We start from the raw sequence: 18,225 nt of genomic DNA on the forward strand, positions 1-18,225 counted from the left end.
CGTTAACCGTTTCAGGGTCGAAACATGAAAGCCAAACTCGCCACACTCCCCATGTCCTATCGTCTGGCCGTCACTTCGCGGGTGCTCGCGGCGGTGTTTGGCGGCTATCTGGTCGCGGCATTGGCCAGCGTCACGCTGACGCTATGGCTGCCGCTGAATCGCGCCGAGGCAGTGGTGACCGGCATGACCGTTTCGTTTCTGGTCTATCTGGTGGCGGTGCTCTGGTGTTTCGCCTGTCGCACGGCGTGGTCGGCGTGGGTCGGTCTGCTGGTGCCGAGCGTGATCCTGGCGACCGTTTCCGGGGCTGCGCGCGGCCTGGGTCTGGCATGAAAGAGGGCTTCCGTCAGGCGATGGCCTGGCTGCACACCTGGACCGGGCTGGTCTTCGGCTGGCTGCTGTTCGCGATTTTCCTGACCGGGACCCTGGCCTATTTCAAGGACGAAATCAGTCACTGGATGCAGCCGGAAATCCCGGCCCGCGCGGTGAATGCCGAAGCGAACCTGACCCTGGCGCAACATTACCTGCAACAGCACGCGGTCGGCGCTTCACGCTGGTTGATCGACCTGCCTGATGCCCGTGATCCTGGTCTTGGCGTGCGTTGGCAACAGGCCCCGGCCAAGCCCGGCGAGCGCGGCCAGTTCATCAGCAAGACCCTCGACGCACAGACCGGCGCCGAAGTGCAGGCCCGGGAAAGCATGGGCGGCGAGTTCTTCTACCGCTTCCATTTCCAGTTGCAGATGCCTTACCCGTGGGGCCGCTGGCTCTCGACCATCGCCGCGATGGTGATGTTTGTTGCATTGATCACCGGGATCATCACCCACAAGAAAATCTTCAAGGACTTCTTCACCTTCCGCCCGCGCAAGGGCCAGCGTTCGTGGCTCGACGGGCACAACGCGGTGGGCGTGCTGGTGCTGCCGTTTCACTTGATGATCACCTACAGCAGTCTGGTGATTTTCATGTCGATGGTGATGCCGGCGAGCATTCTGGCTTCGTACGGCAACAACGTCCGGGCGTTTTACGATGAGGTATTTCCCGCCTCCAATGTGCCCGAGCGTGCCGGTCAACCGGCGACGCTGGCACCGCTGGCGCCCCTGCTGCTGACGGCCAGCGAGCAATGGTCGGGCGGACGTGTCGGGCGTATCAGCGTGAACAATCCGGGTGATGCCAACGCCTCGGTGGTGATGTCCCGCGCCGGTTCCGACCGTGTGGTGAATGATTCCGGCAGCGCCGTGACCTTTCACGGAGTCAGCGGGCAAATCATCGGCACCCCTCCTGAACAGCCGATGGCGATGGCGGTTGCCGGCAGTTTCTATGGTTTGCACATGGGGCACTTTGCCGGCCCTGTGCTGCGCTGGCTGTACTTCATCTGTGGTCTGGCCGGCACGGCGATGATCGGCACCGGGCTGGTGATCTGGCTCGGCAAGCGTCAGCTCAAACACGCCAAGACCGGTGTGATGCCGTTCGAGTTGCGACTGGTGGAAGTGTTGAACATTGCCAGCATGACCGGACTGGTGGCAGCAGTCGCGGTGTTCTTCTGGGCCAATCGTCTGCTGCCGGTGAGTCTGGCCGGGCGTGACGACTGGGAAGTGAACGCGTTTTTCATCGCCTGGGGCTTGAGCGTGGTGCACGCCATGTTGCGACCGGGGCGCAAGGCCTGGGTCGAACAGCTTTCGCTGGGGGCTGCACTGTTTGTCACGGTGCCCGTTCTTAATGGTTTGACCACTCCGTATCACCTCGGTGTGACAGTGCCCGAAGGCGACTGGGTTCTGGCTGGCTTCGACCTGACGTGTCTGGGCAGCGGTCTGTTCCTCGCCTGGGCTGCCCGAAAAATGCAGCGCGCCGGACACGCCGTCAGCGTAAAAAAACCAGCCCGCGAAAAGGCCCGGCCGATCACCCTTGAGCAAGGGGCGAACTGAATGCTGTTGGCGCTGTTGCTCTGCTATTCCGGCTTCACCGCATTGTGTTTGGCGATGCCCCGGCATCACGAAGACGTACTCGGCCACAAACCTTCGGCATCCCGGCGACAAGGCCTGAAGATCGCCGGTTGGTTGCTGCTGGGACTTTCGCTCTGGGCGGCCGTTTCCAGGAAGGGCTGGAGTTTCGGTCTGGTCGACTGGTGCGCGGTGTTGATGCTCAGTGCGCTGACTCTGGTTCTGCTGCTGCCCTATCGCCCACGGCTAGTCATTACGATGGCCGGGCTGAGCCTGCTCGCCAGCCCGGTCGCTGCGTGGGCCCTGAACTGACATGTTGATCGGCCATCCTCCCGAGCGTCGCGACGACGAACCCCATGGCGCCCGTGCGCATTTTCTTCAGGTGTTCCTGTCCCAGCGTTCGCAGATGGAAGCGCTGGTGAGCCGGCGCGTCGGTTGCCGGGCGACGGCGGCGGATCTGGTGCAGGACCTGTTCCTGCGTTTCTGGCGTCGGCCGCTGGTGCAGGTCGAAGAACTCAGCACTTATCTTTTGCGTTGTGCCGGCAACATCGCCATCGATCATCTGCGCAGCGAAGGCGCGCGGGTGCGGGTCAACGAAGGCTGGCAACCGGATGAGCCTGACAGCAGCGCCAGCGAGCCGCAGGCCGCGCTCGAAGCGGGCAACGATTTGCGCCATGTCGAAGCGGCGTTGCGCGCTTTGCCCGAGCGCACGCGGCAGATCTTTTTGCTCAATCGCATCCACGGGCGCAAGTACGCCGAGATCGCCAAAGCCATGGGCCTGTCCCAAAGCGCCGTGGAAAAACATATGATGCGCGCCCTCGAGGCCTGCAAGGCCAGCCTGCGCGAACCCGCGCCACGCCTGCCAGGGAAAGCACCGTGAATTACACCGAACGCGTCATCCCGACGCCCGCTCAGGAACAGGCCGCTTTCGCCTGGCTGAGCCTGCTGCATGACCGCCCGAGCACCGGTGATCAACTGACCTTCAGTCAATGGCTGCGCGCTGACCCGGCCCACGCCGAGGCCTACGCCCAGGCGCAAGTGGTGTGGGAATTGAGCGAAGGGCCGGCGCGCACGTTGGCTGATGAAGACGCGCTCGCGTTGCAGGGTTTGCTCAAGGCGATGGATCGACCGCGCCGTGCGCCGGTTCGACGCTGGGCCGGCGCGCTGGCCATGGCGGCCTGTCTGCTGTTGATGATCAGCCTCGGCAGCGGTTGGCAGCCGCAGCGCTGGATCGAAGATCTGGGCGCCGATTACGTGTCGGCACCGGGCGAGATCCGCACCGTGATCCTGGCCGATCAATCGCAAGTGACGCTGGACGCCGACAGCGCCATCGCCGTGGATTTCAGTCATGGCGAGCGGCATGTGCAATTGCGTCGCGGCGCCGGATTTTTCAGCGTGACCCACACCGGCGATCCCTTTGTGGTCGAGGCCGAGAAGGGTGAGGCGCGAGTGCTGGGCACGCAATTCGAAGTGCGCCTGCAATCTCCTGGCGCACAAGTCACTGTGCTGTCAGGGCGCGTCGGCGTGACGGCTGCGCGGGATGCCGAACAGCAGATTCTCACCGCCGGCCAGCAAGTGGCGTATGGCGAAGGCACTGCGCAAAAACTGCATGCCGTGGACAGCGAAGCGCAACTGGCGTGGCGCCAGGGCTGGCTGACTTACTACAAGTCGACACTGGCCGAAGTGGTGCAGGATCTGCGGCGTTATTACCCCGGACGGATCGTGTTGCTCAACGACGAACTGGGCGCGCGCAAGGTCAGCGGAAGCTTTCCGAGCAAGGATCCGCAAGCCGTGTTGAATTCGCTGCAAGGGGTGTTGGGATTCGAGCAGCATCAGGTGCTAGGACATCTGATAATTCTTCGCTGACCTCACTGGCCATTTCGCGAGCAAGCTCGCTCCCACAGGTCGTGCATTCCAAGGTGGGAGCGAGCTTGCTCGCGAAGGCGTCGGCAGCGACAACGAAAATATTTTCAACTTTGTGGTGAGGTAAACCCGGACGCCATCCGTGTAGTGACTGAAACTGCGAGTCATTCGCATCCGTTGCGGTTCTACACAGGTCATGAGCAATGAAGTCCAGGGCAAAATCGGGTTCGGTCAAACAGTGGTTAGGCGTTTCGGCATTGAGTTTTTCGGCGTTGGCCCTGTTGCCGATGAGCGTGGCGCTGGCCGCTGAATCCGTCAGCAGTCAGCCACAAAAGCAATTCAGTTTTTCCCTGGCCGCCAAGCCGTTGCCTCAGGCCCTGAGCGATTTCAGTCGCGTCACCGGGCAGAGCGTGGTCTACACCGATGAAGCGCCTTACGGCCTGACCGCTCCAGCGATCAACGGCCAGATGAGTGCCGAACAGGCGCTGCAACGTCTGCTCACCGGCTCGGGCCTGACCTTCCGCCGCACCGACAGCCATACCCTGGCGCTCGAACCGCAACCGACCGCAGGCGCATTGAACCTCGGCGCGACCACCATCACCTCGGTGGTCAACCAGCCGATGAGTTACCAGCCACCGGAAACCAGCTCGGTGATGCGCTCTTCCGCTTCGCTTCAGGAAATCCCGCAGACCGTCAACGTGATTCCGGCCCAGGTCATTCGCGATCAGGCACCGCGCAATCTCGATGACGCGCTGGCCAACGTCAGCGGCATCACCCAGGGCAACACCTTGGGCAGCACTCAGGATTCGGTGATGACCCGTGGCTTCGGCGACAACCGCAACGGCTCGATCATGCGCGACGGCATGCCGGTGGTGCAGGGGCGTGGCATGAACGCGACCGTGGATCGCGTCGAAGTGCTCAAGGGCCCGGCGTCGCTGCTGTACGGGATTCAGGACCCGGGCGGCGTGGTCAACATGGTCAGCAAGAAACCCGAACTGACCCGGTACAACGCGCTGACCCTGCGCGGCTCGACCTACGGCGACGGCAAGAACGGCAGCGGTGGCTCGTTCGACAGCACCGGTGCGCTGGGGGACTCCGGCCTCGCGTATCGCATGGTGCTGGACCACGAAGACGAAGATTACTGGCGCAACTTCGGCACTCACCGTGAATCGTTGATTGCGCCGTCGATTGCCTGGTACGGCGAGCGCACCAAGTTGCTGTTCGCCTATGAGCACCGCGAATTCCTGACCCCGTTTGATCGTGGCACCCTGATCGATCCACGCACCAACCATCCGCTGGACATCTCGCGCAACGAGCGTCTCGACGAGAAATTCAACGACATGGAAGGGCGTTCGGACCTCTATCACTTCGAAGCCGATCACGAGCTCAACGACGACTGGAAAGCCCATTTCGGCTACAGCTGGAACCGCGAAACCTACGACGCCAGCCAGGTTCGCGTAACCGCGATCGACACCAGGAAAGGCACCCTGACCCGCAGCATGGACGGCACCCAGGGCGCGATCAGCACCGACCGTTTCACCACCGCCAGCCTCGAAGGCAAGGTCAACGTGCTGGGCATGCAGCATGACCTGGTGTTCGGCGTCGACGACGAGTACCGCAAGATCTACCGCGCCGACCTGATCCGCCAGAAAAGCCTGAGCACCTTCAGCTACGTCAACCCGGTCTACGGCCGCGAAGTCGAAGGCACCACCGTCAGCCCGGCGGACAGTGCACAGACCGATCTGCTGCGCAGCGATTCGGTGTTCCTGCAGGACTCCATCCACCTCAATGACCAGTGGATTCTGGTGGCTGGCGGGCGCTTTCAGGAATACGACCAGTACGCCGGCAAGGGCGTGCCGTTCAAGGCCAACACCGACAGTAACGGCCAGAAGTGGGTGCCGCGCGCAGGTCTGGTGTATCGCTATACCGACGCGTTGTCGTTCTACGGCAGCTACACCGAATCGTTCAAACCCAACTCGACCATCGCGCCGCTCAGCGGCAGCAGCACCGTGCTCGACGGCAGCATTGCGCCGGAAGAAGCCAAGTCCTGGGAGCTGGGCGCACGCCTCGACATTCCGGGGCGCGTTACTGGCAATATCGCCCTGTTCGACATCAAGAAACGCAACGTGCTGGTGGCCAACGCCGAAGGCCCGACCACGATTTACAGCGCCGCCGGCGAAGTGCGTTCCCGTGGCCTGGAAGTGGATCTGACCGGCCAGCTCAGCGACCGCTGGAGCATGATCGGCAGCTACGCCTACACCGACGCCGAGGTCACGGAAGACCCGGACTACAAAGGCAACAAGCTGCAGAACGTGGCGAAGAATACCGGCTCGCTGTCGGCGGTCTACGACTTCGGCAGCGTGATCGGTGGCGATCAACTTCGGGTCGGCGCCGGCGCGCGATATGTCGGTGAGCGAGCGGGTAACGCGGTGAATGATTTCGAGCTGCCGAGCTACACCGTGGCCGATGCGTTCGCCACTTACGACACCAGGGTTGAAGGGCAGAAGGTCAAGTTCCAGCTCAACGTGAAGAACCTGTTCGACCGTACTTACTACACCTCGGCGGCCAGCCGGTTCTTCGTGTCGATGGGCGATTCGCGGCAGATTTCGTTGTCGAGCACGCTGGAGTTCTGATCAGCGCAAAAACGCCTGGCGATACTCGCCGGGCGTTCCACCCAGCACCTGACGAAAGCGGTTGGTGAAGTGACTGGCACTGGCAAACCCGCACGCCAGCGCAATCTCGCCCAACGGCAACGCCGTCCCTCGCAACAACTCCCGGGCCCGGCTCAAACGCCGCGCCAGTACGTACTGATGCGGCGGCAAGCCGAAGCTCACCCGGAACATCCGCGCAAAGTGGTATTCCGACAATGCACACAACCCCGCCAGTTGCCCGAGGCTGATCGGCTCGGCCAGTTGGCTGTCGATGAATTCCACCAGTTGCCGACGCTGATGCGGCGCCAGTCCACCCTTGAGACGCAAGCCCTGTCGCACGCCAACCTGGCTCAGCAGGGTATGGCTGATCAGTTCGTGGGCGAGGCTGCTGGTCAGCAAACGCTCGCCGGGTTCGTCCCAGTTCAGGGTCAGCAACTGGCGAAACCGTCGGGCCTGTTGCGGATCTTCCAGAAAGGTCTGTTCGCGCAGCTGCATTTCCCGGGGCTCGCGATCCAGCAGCGTGACGCACCCCAGGGCAAATTGTTCGGCGCTGAAATACAAGTGAGCCAGGCGAATATCACCGTTGATGACCCAACCCGATTCGTGGTCGGCCGGCAGGATGCACAGTTTGTCCGGGCCGCCCTTGTGGCCGGGTTCGCCGCGACGGAAGGTGCCGGTGCCGCCGGCGATGTAGCAGGAGAGGGTGTGATGGCTCGGCGCTTCGTATTCCTGGGCGTCGTGGTGGTTGGTCCACAAAGCTGCAGACAGGCCGTCACCCAACTCGGCGCTGTGCACCAGGCGTGCATTGGGCGAATTGTTGAGGGCTTGAAAGACTTGCAGGGTATCGATGGCGGCCATGGTCGGTTCTCTTCAACGCCTTGCATCCTACTCCGTAGATTTCGCGCTGCCAGCCTGTGCGCCGACAAAAGCGCAAGTTTATGCAAGCGAGGATCGAGGGCGCAGGCAGACACTGAAACCCAATCAAGGAGTGTCTGCCATGAATCTGTCGTTGTATTTGTTGACCGTGCTGATCTGGGGCACCACCTGGATAGCCCTGAAATGGCAACTGGGCGTGGTGGCGATTCCTGTGTCGATCGTCTATCGCTTCGGCCTCGCCGCGCTGGTGTTGTTTGCGCTGTTGTTGCTCAGCCGTCGCCTGCAACCGATGAACCGGCGCGGGCATCTGATCTGCGTGGCGCAGGGCTTGTGTCTGTTCTGCGTCAACTTCATGTGTTTCCTGACCGCCAGCCAATGGATCCCCAGTGGTCTGGTGGCGGTGGTGTTTTCCACCGCGACCTTGTGGAACGCGCTGAATGCGCGGGTGTTCTTCGGCCAGCGTATCGCACGCAATGTGTTGATGGGCGGGGCGCTGGGGCTGTGCGGTCTGGGCCTGTTGTTCTGGCCGGAGCTGGCAGGTCATCACGCGAGTCCGCAAACCCTGCTCGGCCTGGGGCTGGCACTCTGCGGCACCCTGTGTTTCTCGGCAGGCAACATGTTGTCGAGCCTGCAACAGAAGGCCGGTCTCAAACCACTGACCACCAATGCCTGGGGGATGGCCTACGGAGCGGCGATGTTGTCGGTGTGGTGTCTGGTCAAAGGCATTCCATTCGAGATGGAGTGGACGTCACGCTACATCGGTGCGTTGCTGTATCTGGTGATTCCGGGGTCGGTGATCGGTTTCACGGCGTATCTGACACTGGTCGGCCGGATGGGCCCGGAGCGCGCTGCTTACTGCACGGTGCTGTTCCCGGTGGTGGCGCTGAACGTCTCGGCCTTTGCCGAGGGTTATCAGTGGACGGCGCCGGCCTTGGCGGGGCTGGTACTGGTGATGCTGGGGAATGTGCTGGTGTTTCGTAAACCCGCAGTTGCGGTTATCCCGAAGCATGGAAAGTTGGCCTGAAATTAATTGAGTGTTGAGCGTTGATTATTCAGCGCTCGTTTTTCAATGTTATGAAGATCAGTACCGGCAACATGAAGTCGACAATGTGTCGTGCCCAGTCCTTGGCGTTCCATACTTGTGAAGTGTCCATGTCGAACCATTCAACACCGATGCTCTGCAGGCAAACGTAATAGGTGAAGATTGCGATCAACAAGCCAATGATCGAATATCTTTTTGCCTCGTGAAAGGCTGCGGCGGATTCGTTTATTTTTCGATAGAGATAATAAGTCCCCAACAGGCAATAGGCAGTATAGATCGCTTCCGTCGTGATGATGAACCAATAGATCCGGTGGTGCATCATGGGCGATTCGATCGCCCTGTAACGTATGTTCTCGTTGATTTGAGTCGTATCCATACTCAGGATGTGTCCGACGTACTCATAGTTTGCCGAGTAGTCCGTCAAGTTTCCGTACATCACCAGCAGGCCAAAAAAGCTGATATAGGCCATCAGGCAGACTTTGCTGTAACGGATTAATTGATCGGTATTGGAAATTCTCAAGGTGGCTATTCTCCGGGGTGCTTATTGTTATGTTGGATAAGTCCGGAAAGTTTATAGCGGTATGGTTTGTTTAGTTGGTGTGTTGGTTTTCAAAGTATGTATTGGCTGGATATTGAACGGGCAAGCACTTTGCAGTACTTGCCCGATTTTTTTATCCGCGCCAGACCTGCGGATTCACCAGGTCCTGCGGACGCTCGCCGAGCAGGGCGCTACGCAGGTTGGCCAAGGCACGATTGGCCATGGCTTCGCGGGTTTCGTGGGTCGCGGAGCCGATGTGCGGCAGGGTCACGGCGTTTTTCAGCTGGAACAGCGGTGACTCGGCCAGCGGTTCCTTCTCGTAGACGTCCAGACCTGCACCGCGAATCCGGTTGTTCTGCAATGCCTCGATCAGTGCCGGCTCGTCGACCACGGGGCCGCGGGAGATGTTCACCAGAATTGCGTCCGGTTTCATCAGCGCCAGTTCGCGGTGGCTGATCAGGTGGCGGGTCTTGTCGCTGAGCGGCACTACCAGACAAACGAAGTCGGCTTCGGCCAGCAGTTGGTCAAGGCTGCGAAATTGCGCGCCGAGTTCCTGCTCCAGTCCGGTCTTGCGGCTGTTGCCGCTGTAGAGGATCGGCATGTTGAAACCAAAGCGGCCGCGACGGGCGACAGCGGCGCCGATGTTGCCCATGCCGACGATGCCCAGGGTCTTGCCGTGTACGTCGCAACCGAACAGCGGTGCGCCGACGCTGGCCTGCCATTGGCCGGCCTTTGTCCAGGCGTCCAGTTCGGCGACGCGGCGGGCGCTGCTCATGATCAGGGCAAAGGCCAGGTCCGCGGTGCTTTCGGTCAGGACGTCCGGGGTGTTGGTGAGCATGATTCCGCGTTCGTTGAAGTAGGCGAGATCGTAGTTGTCGTAGCCGACCGAGACGCTGGAGACCACTTCGAGTCTGGTGGCGGTTTCCAGTTGGGCCTTGCCGAGTTTGCGACCGACGCCGATCAGGCCGTGGGCGTGGGGCAGGGCTTCGTTGAACTGGGCGTTGATGTCGCCGTTTTTCGGGTTGGGGACGATGACGTCGAAGTCCTGTTGCAGGCGTTCGATCATGGGCGGGGTGATGCGGCTGAAGGCCAGGACTGTTTTTTTCATTGGCATTGGGCTCGGCTGGGCGGCTGATGTGATTGCCAAGCAAGCTAACATTTTCTGTTTGGGGTTGTCTTGGCGGCCTCTGGGCCGACCAGGTTCTTGGGGTTTTGGGTGAATATCCGTTGCTGCGGTAACGGCTGCTTATGGTTCCGCTTTTACAGCCATCCCTTTCAAGGTCTTAGGTAAAATCCCCTGAAGTTTCTATCAGGGATACCCGAACGATGTGGGCCGATGTTTTAGCGCGTTTCGAGAAAAAAGCACCTGCCAGCGTTATGGCCAAATTGGCGCTGGAGCAAGCTATTGCCCCTGAGTGGGTCGATCAGGTCTTCGAAGAGCATCGGCAACGGCAGTATTCTCGTGAGCTACTGTTCTCGACCATCATCAAGCTGATGTCCCTTGTTTCATTGGGCTTGAAGCCATCCCTGCACGCTGCGGCGCGGCAACTGGAAGATCTTCCTGTCAGCCTGGCGGCCCTCTACGACAAGATCAGTCGTACCGAGCCAGCTCTGTTGCGCGCCCTGGTCACGGGCTGTGCACAGCGCCTGGCTCCAACGATCAGGGAGTTGGGTTGCACGGCGATGCTGCCGGGTTGGCAGGTTCGGGTGGTGGACGGTAATCACTTGGCATCCACTGAGAAACGACTCGGGGCTTTACGCCACGAGCGAGGCGCCGCTCGGCCCGGTTTTTCGGTGGTTGTCTACGATCCCGACCTGGATCAGGTCATCGACCTGCAGGCGTGTGAGGATGCCTACGCAAGCGAGCGTGTTTGCGTGTTGCCTCTCTTGGCCGATGCCGAGTCGGGCCAAGTGTGGCTGGCTGATCGACTCTATTGCACGCTCCCGGTTATGGAGGCTTGCGAACAGGTCAAAACCTCCTTTGTCATTCGCCAACAAGCCAAGCATCCACGCTTGATTCAGGAGGGGCAGTGGCAAGAACCAGTGCCTGTGAGTACGGGCACTGTGCGTGAGCAGATTATTCAGGTCAGAGGCGGTTACCAGTGTCGGCGTGTCGAACTGACGCTTCACTCGCCAACGGACTCGGGTGACAGCAGCTTGATGTTCTGGAGCAATCTGCCTGACAGCGTCAGCGCGCAGCAGATCGCGGAACTCTATCGCCGCCGCTGGAGCATTGAAGGCATGTTCCAGCGACTGGAAGCAATCCTGGAAAGTGAAATCGAAACCCTTGGTAGCCCAAAGGCTGCCCTGCTCGGGTTTGCTACTGCGGTTTTGGCCTACAACGTCCTGGCCGTACTCAAGCGAAGCGTCGAGCAAGCCCATCAGGCTTCCCAGCCTGAGGGCTGGGAAGCCTCAACCTATCACTTGGCGGTTCAGGTCCGCAGTGGCTATGAAGGTCTGCAAATTGCGCTGCCCTCGGAATGCTTTCCCGTCGTACCTCTGGAAAAACTGGCCCAGCGCTTGTTGGAACTGGCCAGAAACATCCAGCCAAAACAAGTTGCCAAAAGTCCCCGGGGCCCCAAGGTGCCCAAACCCAAAACATGGGTGCAAGGCGCTGCGGTGCATGCGCATGTTTCAACGGACCGGGTAATCAAGGCCGCCAAAACGAAAAGACCTTGAAAGGGATGGCTTTTACAGCGGGTCACTTTGGCAAACGCCCCAAAGTAACCAAAGGTCTTGGGCCCCGGCGTTCGGCACCTCGCTTTGGCTCGGTGTTCCTTCGTTCCGGAATTCATCCGGGGGCATCGCCTACGGTTTGCTTCGCTGCACCTCCTCTCGATGCATGCGGCTGCGCCGCACGGTCGCTGCGCTCCCACCCCCGGATGAATCCCTCCACTCAGCCTGCCGAAGGGGCCGGCACGTCAAGAGCGGTACTCGAGCTAACGCTCATCGTGGTGAGTGGTGGGAAGCGAACAGCGAACAGCGAGTGCGGGCTGGCTTTTGATCGTTCCCACGCTCCGCGTGGGAATGCAGCCCGGGACGCTCTGCGTCCCAATCGATCTGCCAGTGACGATGGCATTCGCTGGCAAGTCCGTTCAGTCAGGGCGACTCTGAGGGGGCGGGATAACGTTGTACTCCGACGTTATCCAGCACTCGGTTCACGCCAAACTCAATTCGCTACCCGCACCCCCGCCAGGCTCCCACTCATCTCATAAGCCGCCAACTCCGCCTGATGCCCCGCCAATATCTCTGGCAACGATCCACGCAGGTATTCAACCCAGGTCTTGATCTTCGCATCCAGATATTGCCGCGACGGGTAGATCGCGTACAGGTTCAGTTCCTGCGATCGGTAGTTCGGCATCACCCGTACCAGCGAGCCGTTGCGCAGGGCTTCGATGGCGGCGTACACCGGCAACACGCCGACGCCCATGCCGCTGATGATCGCGGTTTTCATCGCGTCGGCGGAGTTCACCAGGAAGGGCGAGCTGTTGATGGTGACCATTTCCTGGCCGTCAGGGCCGTCGAAGGCCCATTTTTCCAGGGGGATCACCGGGCTCACCAGGCGCAGGCAAGCGTGGTTCAGCAGGTCGCTGGGTTTTTGTGCGCAGCCGTTGGCTTTTACGTAGGCCGGGGAGGCGCAGACGATGCTGTAGGTGATGCCCAGGCGTTGCGAGACGAAGCCCGAGTCCGGCAGTTCGCGGGCCAGGACGATGGAGACGTCGTAGCCTTCGTCGAGCAGGTCCGGCACGCGGTTGGCCATGGTCAGGTCGAAGGTCACGTCCGGGTGGGTCTTGCGGTAGCGGGCGATGGCGTCGATCACGAAGTGCTGGCCGATGCCGGTCATGGTGTGGACTTTCAATTGTCCGGCCGGGCGGGCGTGGGCCTCGCTGGCTTCGGCTTCGGCCTCTTCGACGTAGGCAAGGATCTGCTCGCAGCGCAGCAGGTAGCGCTTGCCGGCTTCGGTGAGGGCGATGCGTCGGGTCGTGCGGTTCAGCAGTCGGGTTTGCAGGTGGGCCTCAAGGTTGGAGACCGCGCGCGAGACGTTGGCGGTGGTGGTGTCGAGTTGCACGGCGGCGGCAGTGAAGCTGCCCGCTTCGGCCACACAACTGAAGGCGCGCATGTTTTGCAAAGTGTCCATGGGGTGCTCTCAAGGGAGATGGCAAATTGTGACACGAAGTTTCAGGGGCTGAGACCCCCGACCAAGGGATTATCTCGTTAACGGTAACAAAGATTCACAGGATTCCCAGCTTATCGCCGTAATGGCGCCCCCCTAGAATTGCGCCCACCTCGAAACATCTCCCACCTCAGGAATTCGCAGCAGTGCCGCGTCGCATCAACAGAGCGCTTTTGCCGCTCAGTGTTCTGGCTCTTTCGTTAGGTCTCGGCGGCTGCATCGGAACCGGAGGGATTGCCCCGCAGGGCAAGGCTCTGGAGGCCAATGAACTGGCCACCGACGAGGCCATCGCCCACGCCGCCCGTGACGCAAACTGGCCCACCGGCCAATGGTGGCAAGCCTATGGCGACCCGCAACTCAACCGCTGGATCGACCTCGCCGTGCAAGGCAGCCCGACCATGGCGATGGCCGCCGCGCGAGTGCGTCAAGCGAGATCCATGGCCGGTGTCGCCGAAGCAGCCGAGTCGTTGCAGATCAATGGCGAGTCGACCCTCAAGCGCCACAACTGGCCCACCGACCAGTTCTACGGCCCCGGTGAGCTGGCCAACAGCACCACCTGGGACAACAACGCCGCGCTGGGTTTCAGTTACGCGCTCGACCTCTGGGGCCGTGAAAGCAACAGCACCGAGCGGGCCGTCGATCTGGCGCACATGAGCGCTGCCGAGGCGCGTCAGGCGCAGCTGGAATTGCAGAACAACATCGTGCGCGCCTACATCGAACTGTCACTGCATTACGCCCAGCGCGACATCGTTGCGGCGACGCTCAAGCAGCAACAGCAGATTCTCGAGCTGGCGCAGAAACGCCTGAACGGCGGGATCGGCACGCACTTTGAAGTCAGCCAGGCCGAAACGCCGTTGCCGGAAACCCATCGGCAACTGGATGCGCTGGACGAAGAAATCGCCCTGAGCCGCAACCAGATCGCGGCACTGTCCGGCAAAGGCCCGGGCGCCGGCGCGCAATTGCAGCGTCCGACCCTGTCCCTCGGGGCAGCGCTGAAGTTGCCGTCGGCATTGCCTGCCGAACTGCTCGGCCAGCGTCCGGACGTGGTCGCCAGTCGCTGGCAAGTGGCGGCGCAGGCGCGCGGGATTGATGTCGCGCATGCCGGGTTCTACCCCAACGTCGATCTGGTCGGCAGCCTCGGCTACATGGCCACCGGCGGCGGGGCGCTGGAGTTCCTGACCGGCAAGAAGCTCAACTACAACGTCGGCCCGGCGATCTCGCTGCCGATCTTCGACGGCGGGCGACTGCGTGCCGAGCTAGGCGAAGCCTCGGCGGGTTATGACATCGCCGTCGCGCATTACAACCAGACTCTGGTCAATGCGCTGAAGAACATCTCCGACCAGTTGATCCGCCGCGAGTCGATGGACAAGCAGCAGACGTTCGCCGCCGAATCCGTGGCCACCGCGCAGAAGACTTACGACATCGCGATGATCGCCTACCAGCGCGGGCTCACCGATTACCTCAACGTGCTCAACGCCCAGACCCTGCTGTTCAAACAGCAGCAGGTTCAGCAGCAGGTGCAGGCGGCGCGCTTGAGTGCCCATGCGGAACTGGTGACGGCGTTGGGCGGTGGTTTGGGGGCGGGTAAAGACGTGCCGACGGAGCGACAAACCCAGGCACCTAAAACCCCGGTTCTCTTGCGTTGAACACACAATCCCTGTGGGAGCGAGCTTGCTCGCGAATGCGGTGTGTCAGCCGACATGTGTGCTGGCTGACACTCCCGCTTCGCGAGCAAGCTCGCTCCCACAGGGGATGGGGCCGACCTGAAACTCATTGAGCATATTTGAATGACTCCCTTGCCCGCACCTTTGCGCTGGCTCTACTCCCTGGAATGGCGCCGGGGCTTCTTCGACTGGGCGCGCAGCGACGGCGTGACCTGGGTCTACATCTTCAAGGTATTGATTGCCGCGTTCCTGACCCTGTGGCTGGCGATGCGCCTGGAGCTGCCGCAGCCGCGCACGGCGATGATCACCGTGTTCATCGTCATGCAGCCGCAGAGCGGTCAGGTGTTCGCCAAGAGTTTCTATCGCTTCCTCGGCACCCTGGCCGGGTCGGCGATGATGGTCACGCTGATCTCGTTGTTCGCGCAGAACACTGAGTTGTTCCTCGGTTCGCTGGCGATCTGGGTCGGCATCTGTTCGGCGGGCGCCGCTCGTTGCCGCAACTTCCGTGCGTATGGTTTTGTGCTGGCCGGGTACACCGCCGCGATGGTCGGTTTGCCGGCGCTCGCCCATCCTGACGGTGCGTTCATGGCGGCGGTGTGGCGGGTGCTGGAGATCTCGCTGGGGATTCTCTGCTCGACCCTGGTCAGTGCCGCGATCCTGCCGCAGACCGCCAGCGCCGCGATGCGCAACGCCTTGTATCAGCGCTTCGGTGTGTTCGCGTTGTTCGTCACCGATGGCCTGCGCGGGCGCAGCAAACCGGAATCGTTCGAGGCCAGCAATGTGCGCTTTATCGCCGAAGCGGTGGGGCTGGAAGGGCTGCGTAGCGTGACCGTGTTCGAAGACCCGCACATGCGTCGGCGCAACGGTCGGCTCAGTCGCCTCAACAGCGAATTCATGGGCATCACCACCCGTTTCAACGCCTTGCACCAGTTGCTCGAACGCCTGCGTCGCAACGGCGCCGACCATGTGGAAGCCGCAATCAAACCGGGCCTGCAGGACCTGGCCGAAGTGCTCGACGGTTTCAGCGGCCGCGCCCTGACCAGTCCGGATGCGGCGCGTCTGGTGCTGGCGCTGGCGGCCTACAAGGAAGGCTTGCCGGCGCGGGTGCGCAGCCTGCGGGCGATCTTCCAGGAGAGCGAGCCGAGCGACGCCGAACAGCTGGATTTCCATACCGCGTATGAGCTGCTCTATCGCTTCGTCGATGACTTGCACAGTTATGCACAGACTCACGCCTCTCTGGCTGATCACAGCCACGAACGCGAGCGCTGGGACGAGCCGTTCACCCCGCAGACCAGTTGGTGGGCGGCGGCGGCTTCGGGGATTCGTGCCACGTTCATCCTGGTCGTGCTCGGCAGTTACTGGGTCGCCACCGCGTGGCCGAGCGGTGCGACCATGACCCTGATTGCCGCTGCCACCGTGGGTCTGTCGGCGGCGACGCCGAACCCGAAACGCATGGCGTTCCAGATGGCCTGCGGCACGTTCCTCGGAGCGTTGATCGGCTTCGTCGAGATGTTTTTCATCTTCCCGTGGATCGACGGTTTTCCGCTGCTGTGCGTGATGCTCGCGCCGGTGATCGTGCTCGGCTCGTTCCTCGCTTCGCGGCCACAATACGCCGGTGTCGGCCTCGGTCTGCTGATCTTCTTCAGCACAGGTTCCGTGCCGGACAACCTGACGATCTACAACCCCTACACCTTCATCAACGACTACATCGCCATGGTCATGGGCATGCTGGTCTGCGCGGCGGCGGGGGCGATCATTCTGCCGCCGAACAGCCGTTGGTTGTGGCAGCGTCTGGAACAGGACCTGCGCGGGCAAGTGGTGTACGCGATCAGCGGCAAACTCAAGGGGCTGGCGTCGAGCTTCGAAAGCCGTACCCGCGACCTGATGCATCAGGCTTATGGTCTGGCGGCCGGTCAGCCGCTGGTGCAGAAAAACCTGCTGCGCTGGATGTTCGTGGTGCTGGAAGTCGGTCACGCGATCATCGAGTTGCGCAAGGAACAGGCGATTCTGCCGGTGCATCCGGCGTATGCCGAATCCCAGCCATGGCGCCAGGCGATCCGGGTCATGGGGCGCTCGCTGGTGCGGCTGTTCCTGCAACCGAATTCGAGCAATCTGGAACGCGCACTGGTCGCTGTCGATCACGCCATCAGCCGAGTCGCCGCCACTGACGAGCCGTTCGCACCGCACTTCGATACCTCGGCACTGCGTCGGGTGAAAAGCTACCTGCACTTCATCCGCACCTCGTTGCTCGACCCGCAGTCGCCCCTTGCTGCCTACGCCATCGCCAAGCCCGAAGGACTTGCCCATGCCTCGTGAAATCGCCTTCCACGGCGTGTACATGCCGACCATGACCCTGATGTTTTTCGTCGCTGCGGCGCTGGCCTGGGCGCTGGACCGATTCCTCTCGGGGTTCGATCTGTACCGCTTCTTCTGGCACCCGGCGCTGCTGCGCCTGAGCCTGTTTACCTGTCTGTTCGGCGCGATGGCGCTGACTGTCTACCGTTGAGTCTGAGAATTGTCCCGATGAAAAAGTTTTTCAGCCTGCTCGCGACCCTGCTGGTGCTGGCCCTGGCGTTGTGGATCGGCCGCACGTTGTGGGAGCACTACATGAACACCCCGTGGACCCGCGACGGCCGGGTGCGCGCCGACATCATCAACGTCGCCGCCGACGTCACCGGTGAAGTGGTCGACGTGCCGGTGCGCGACAACCAGTTGGTGAAGAAAGGTGATTTGCTGATGCAGATCGACCCCGAGCACTATCGCCTCGCGGTGAAACAGGCGCAGTCGCTGGTGGCTTCGCGCAAGGCCACCTGGGAGATGCGCAAGGTCAACGCCCATCGCCGCGCCGACATGGACGCATTGGTGATCTCCAAGGAAAACCGCGACGACGCCAGCAACATCGCCGACTCGGCACTCGCCGATTACCAACAGGCCCAAGCGCAACTGGAAGCCGCCGAACTCAACCTCAAACGCACCGAAGTGCGCGCGGCGGTGGACGGCTACGTGACCAACCTCAATGTGCATCGCGGCGACTACGCCCGCATCGGCGAAGCGAAAATGGCCGTGGTCGACATGAATTCTTTCTGGGTCTACGGCTTCTTCGAAGAAACCAAACTGCCCCACGTGCGCGTTGGCGATAATGCCGACATGCAACTGATGAGCGGCGAAGTCCTCAAGGGCCATGTGGAAAGCATTTCCCGTGGTATTTACGACCGCGACAACCCCGAAAGCCGCGAGCTGATCGCCGATGTGAACCCGACCTTCAACTGGGTGCGGCTGGCGCAACGGGTGCCGGTGCGGATTCACATCGATGAAGTGCCGGAAGGTGTGCTGCTGGCGGCGGGGATTACCTGCACCGTTGTTGTGAAGCAGGACGCTGTGGATAACTGACAGACCGCGTCGTAGCCATTCGCGAGCAAGCTCGCTCCCACAGGTATCACGGCGTCCGGGCATTCTGAGTACGCCACAATACCTGTGGGAGCGGGC

Annotated in this window: 16 protein-coding genes; 12 read left to right on the plus strand and 4 right to left on the minus strand. The window is 61.6% G+C overall.

Translation table 11 applies throughout. From position 1 onward, the window contains the following. Positions 1–24: 24 nt before the first annotated feature. From IHQ43_RS04955 to IHQ43_RS04980, 6 genes are all read left to right on the plus strand, one after another. The gene (locus tag IHQ43_RS04955; protein ID WP_085698515.1) at positions 25–330 is read left to right on the plus strand and encodes a DUF3649 domain-containing protein; all 306 of its coding nucleotides are present in this window, start codon (positions 25–27) and stop codon (positions 328–330) included. Next, complete coding sequence (locus IHQ43_RS04960) at positions 327–1,916, plus strand: PepSY-associated TM helix domain-containing protein (protein ID WP_192563578.1); 1,590 nt, start codon at positions 327–329, stop codon at positions 1,914–1,916. The genes IHQ43_RS04955 and IHQ43_RS04960 overlap by 4 nt, the downstream gene beginning before the upstream one ends. Next, positions 1,917–2,243: a DUF3325 domain-containing protein gene (locus tag IHQ43_RS04965; protein WP_192563579.1), complete on the plus strand. Its 327-nt coding sequence runs from the start codon at positions 1,917–1,919 to the stop codon at positions 2,241–2,243. It abuts the gene before it with no gap. A 1-nt stretch (position 2,244) separates the two neighbouring features. Then, positions 2,245–2,811: an RNA polymerase sigma factor gene (locus IHQ43_RS04970; RefSeq protein WP_192563580.1), complete on the plus strand. Its 567-nt coding sequence runs from the start codon at positions 2,245–2,247 to the stop codon at positions 2,809–2,811. Next, positions 2,808–3,797: a FecR family protein gene (locus IHQ43_RS04975; protein WP_192563581.1), complete on the plus strand. Its 990-nt coding sequence runs from the start codon at positions 2,808–2,810 to the stop codon at positions 3,795–3,797. The genes IHQ43_RS04970 and IHQ43_RS04975 overlap by 4 nt, the downstream gene beginning before the upstream one ends. 200 nt (positions 3,798–3,997) lie before the next feature. Next, positions 3,998–6,427 (plus strand): TonB-dependent siderophore receptor, encoded by a 2,430-nt coding sequence (locus tag IHQ43_RS04980; protein ID WP_192563582.1) that lies wholly within the window; start codon positions 3,998–4,000, stop codon positions 6,425–6,427. On the opposite strand, the gene IHQ43_RS04985 is transcribed toward IHQ43_RS04980, so the two are convergent. Next, positions 6,428–7,303, minus strand: coding sequence for an AraC family transcriptional regulator (locus tag IHQ43_RS04985; RefSeq protein WP_127796967.1), 876 nt, complete (start codon positions 7,301–7,303; stop codon positions 6,428–6,430). It abuts the gene before it with no gap. A 139-nt stretch (positions 7,304–7,442) separates the two neighbouring features. Between IHQ43_RS04985 and IHQ43_RS04990 the strand changes: the two genes are divergently transcribed. Next, positions 7,443–8,345 (plus strand): DMT family transporter, encoded by a 903-nt coding sequence (locus IHQ43_RS04990; RefSeq protein ID WP_192563583.1) that lies wholly within the window; start codon positions 7,443–7,445, stop codon positions 8,343–8,345. Positions 8,346–8,373: 28 nt separating this feature from the next. Here the strand turns inward: IHQ43_RS04990 and IHQ43_RS04995 are convergent, their stop codons facing one another. Continuing rightward, positions 8,374–8,883: a DUF2165 family protein gene (locus IHQ43_RS04995; protein ID WP_192563584.1), complete on the minus strand. Its 510-nt coding sequence runs from the start codon at positions 8,881–8,883 to the stop codon at positions 8,374–8,376. A gap of 151 nt (positions 8,884–9,034) precedes the next feature. Then, positions 9,035–10,009: a 2-hydroxyacid dehydrogenase gene (locus tag IHQ43_RS05000; protein WP_192563585.1), complete on the minus strand. Its 975-nt coding sequence runs from the start codon at positions 10,007–10,009 to the stop codon at positions 9,035–9,037. A 269-nt stretch (positions 10,010–10,278) separates the two neighbouring features. On the opposite strand from IHQ43_RS05000, the gene IHQ43_RS05005 reads away from it, so the two are divergent. Then, positions 10,279–11,580: an IS4 family transposase gene (locus IHQ43_RS05005; RefSeq protein WP_192564953.1), complete on the plus strand. Its 1,302-nt coding sequence runs from the start codon at positions 10,279–10,281 to the stop codon at positions 11,578–11,580. A gap of 490 nt (positions 11,581–12,070) precedes the next feature. Here IHQ43_RS05005 and IHQ43_RS05010 read toward each other — a convergent pair whose 3' ends face one another. Continuing rightward, a complete protein-coding gene (locus IHQ43_RS05010) occupies positions 12,071–13,039 on the minus strand; it encodes a LysR family transcriptional regulator (protein WP_192563586.1) in 969 nt (322 codons plus the stop codon). Positions 13,040–13,221: 182 nt separating this feature from the next. Here IHQ43_RS05010 and IHQ43_RS05015 point away from each other — a divergent pair, with 182 nt between their 5' ends. From IHQ43_RS05015 to IHQ43_RS05030, 4 genes are all read left to right on the plus strand, one after another. After that, entirely contained in the window at positions 13,222–14,721 is a 1,500-nt protein-coding gene (locus IHQ43_RS05015) for an efflux transporter outer membrane subunit (protein WP_192563587.1), read from the plus strand. Between the two features lie 141 nt (positions 14,722–14,862). After that, on the plus strand, positions 14,863–17,055 hold the full coding sequence (locus tag IHQ43_RS05020; protein WP_192563588.1) for an FUSC family protein: 2,193 nt from the start codon (positions 14,863–14,865) through the stop codon (positions 17,053–17,055). Beyond that, entirely contained in the window at positions 17,045–17,245 is a 201-nt protein-coding gene (locus tag IHQ43_RS05025) for a DUF1656 domain-containing protein (protein ID WP_003221811.1), read from the plus strand. The genes IHQ43_RS05020 and IHQ43_RS05025 overlap by 11 nt, the downstream gene beginning before the upstream one ends. Positions 17,246–17,262: 17 nt before the next feature. Further along, positions 17,263–18,129, plus strand: a complete 867-nt coding sequence (locus tag IHQ43_RS05030) for an efflux RND transporter periplasmic adaptor subunit (RefSeq protein ID WP_192563589.1) — start codon at positions 17,263–17,265, stop codon at positions 18,127–18,129. The last annotated feature ends 96 nt before the right edge of the window (positions 18,130–18,225 follow it).

The organism is Pseudomonas gozinkensis (assembly GCF_014863585.1).
GTDB lineage: Bacteria > Pseudomonadota > Gammaproteobacteria > Pseudomonadales > Pseudomonadaceae > Aquipseudomonas > Aquipseudomonas gozinkensis.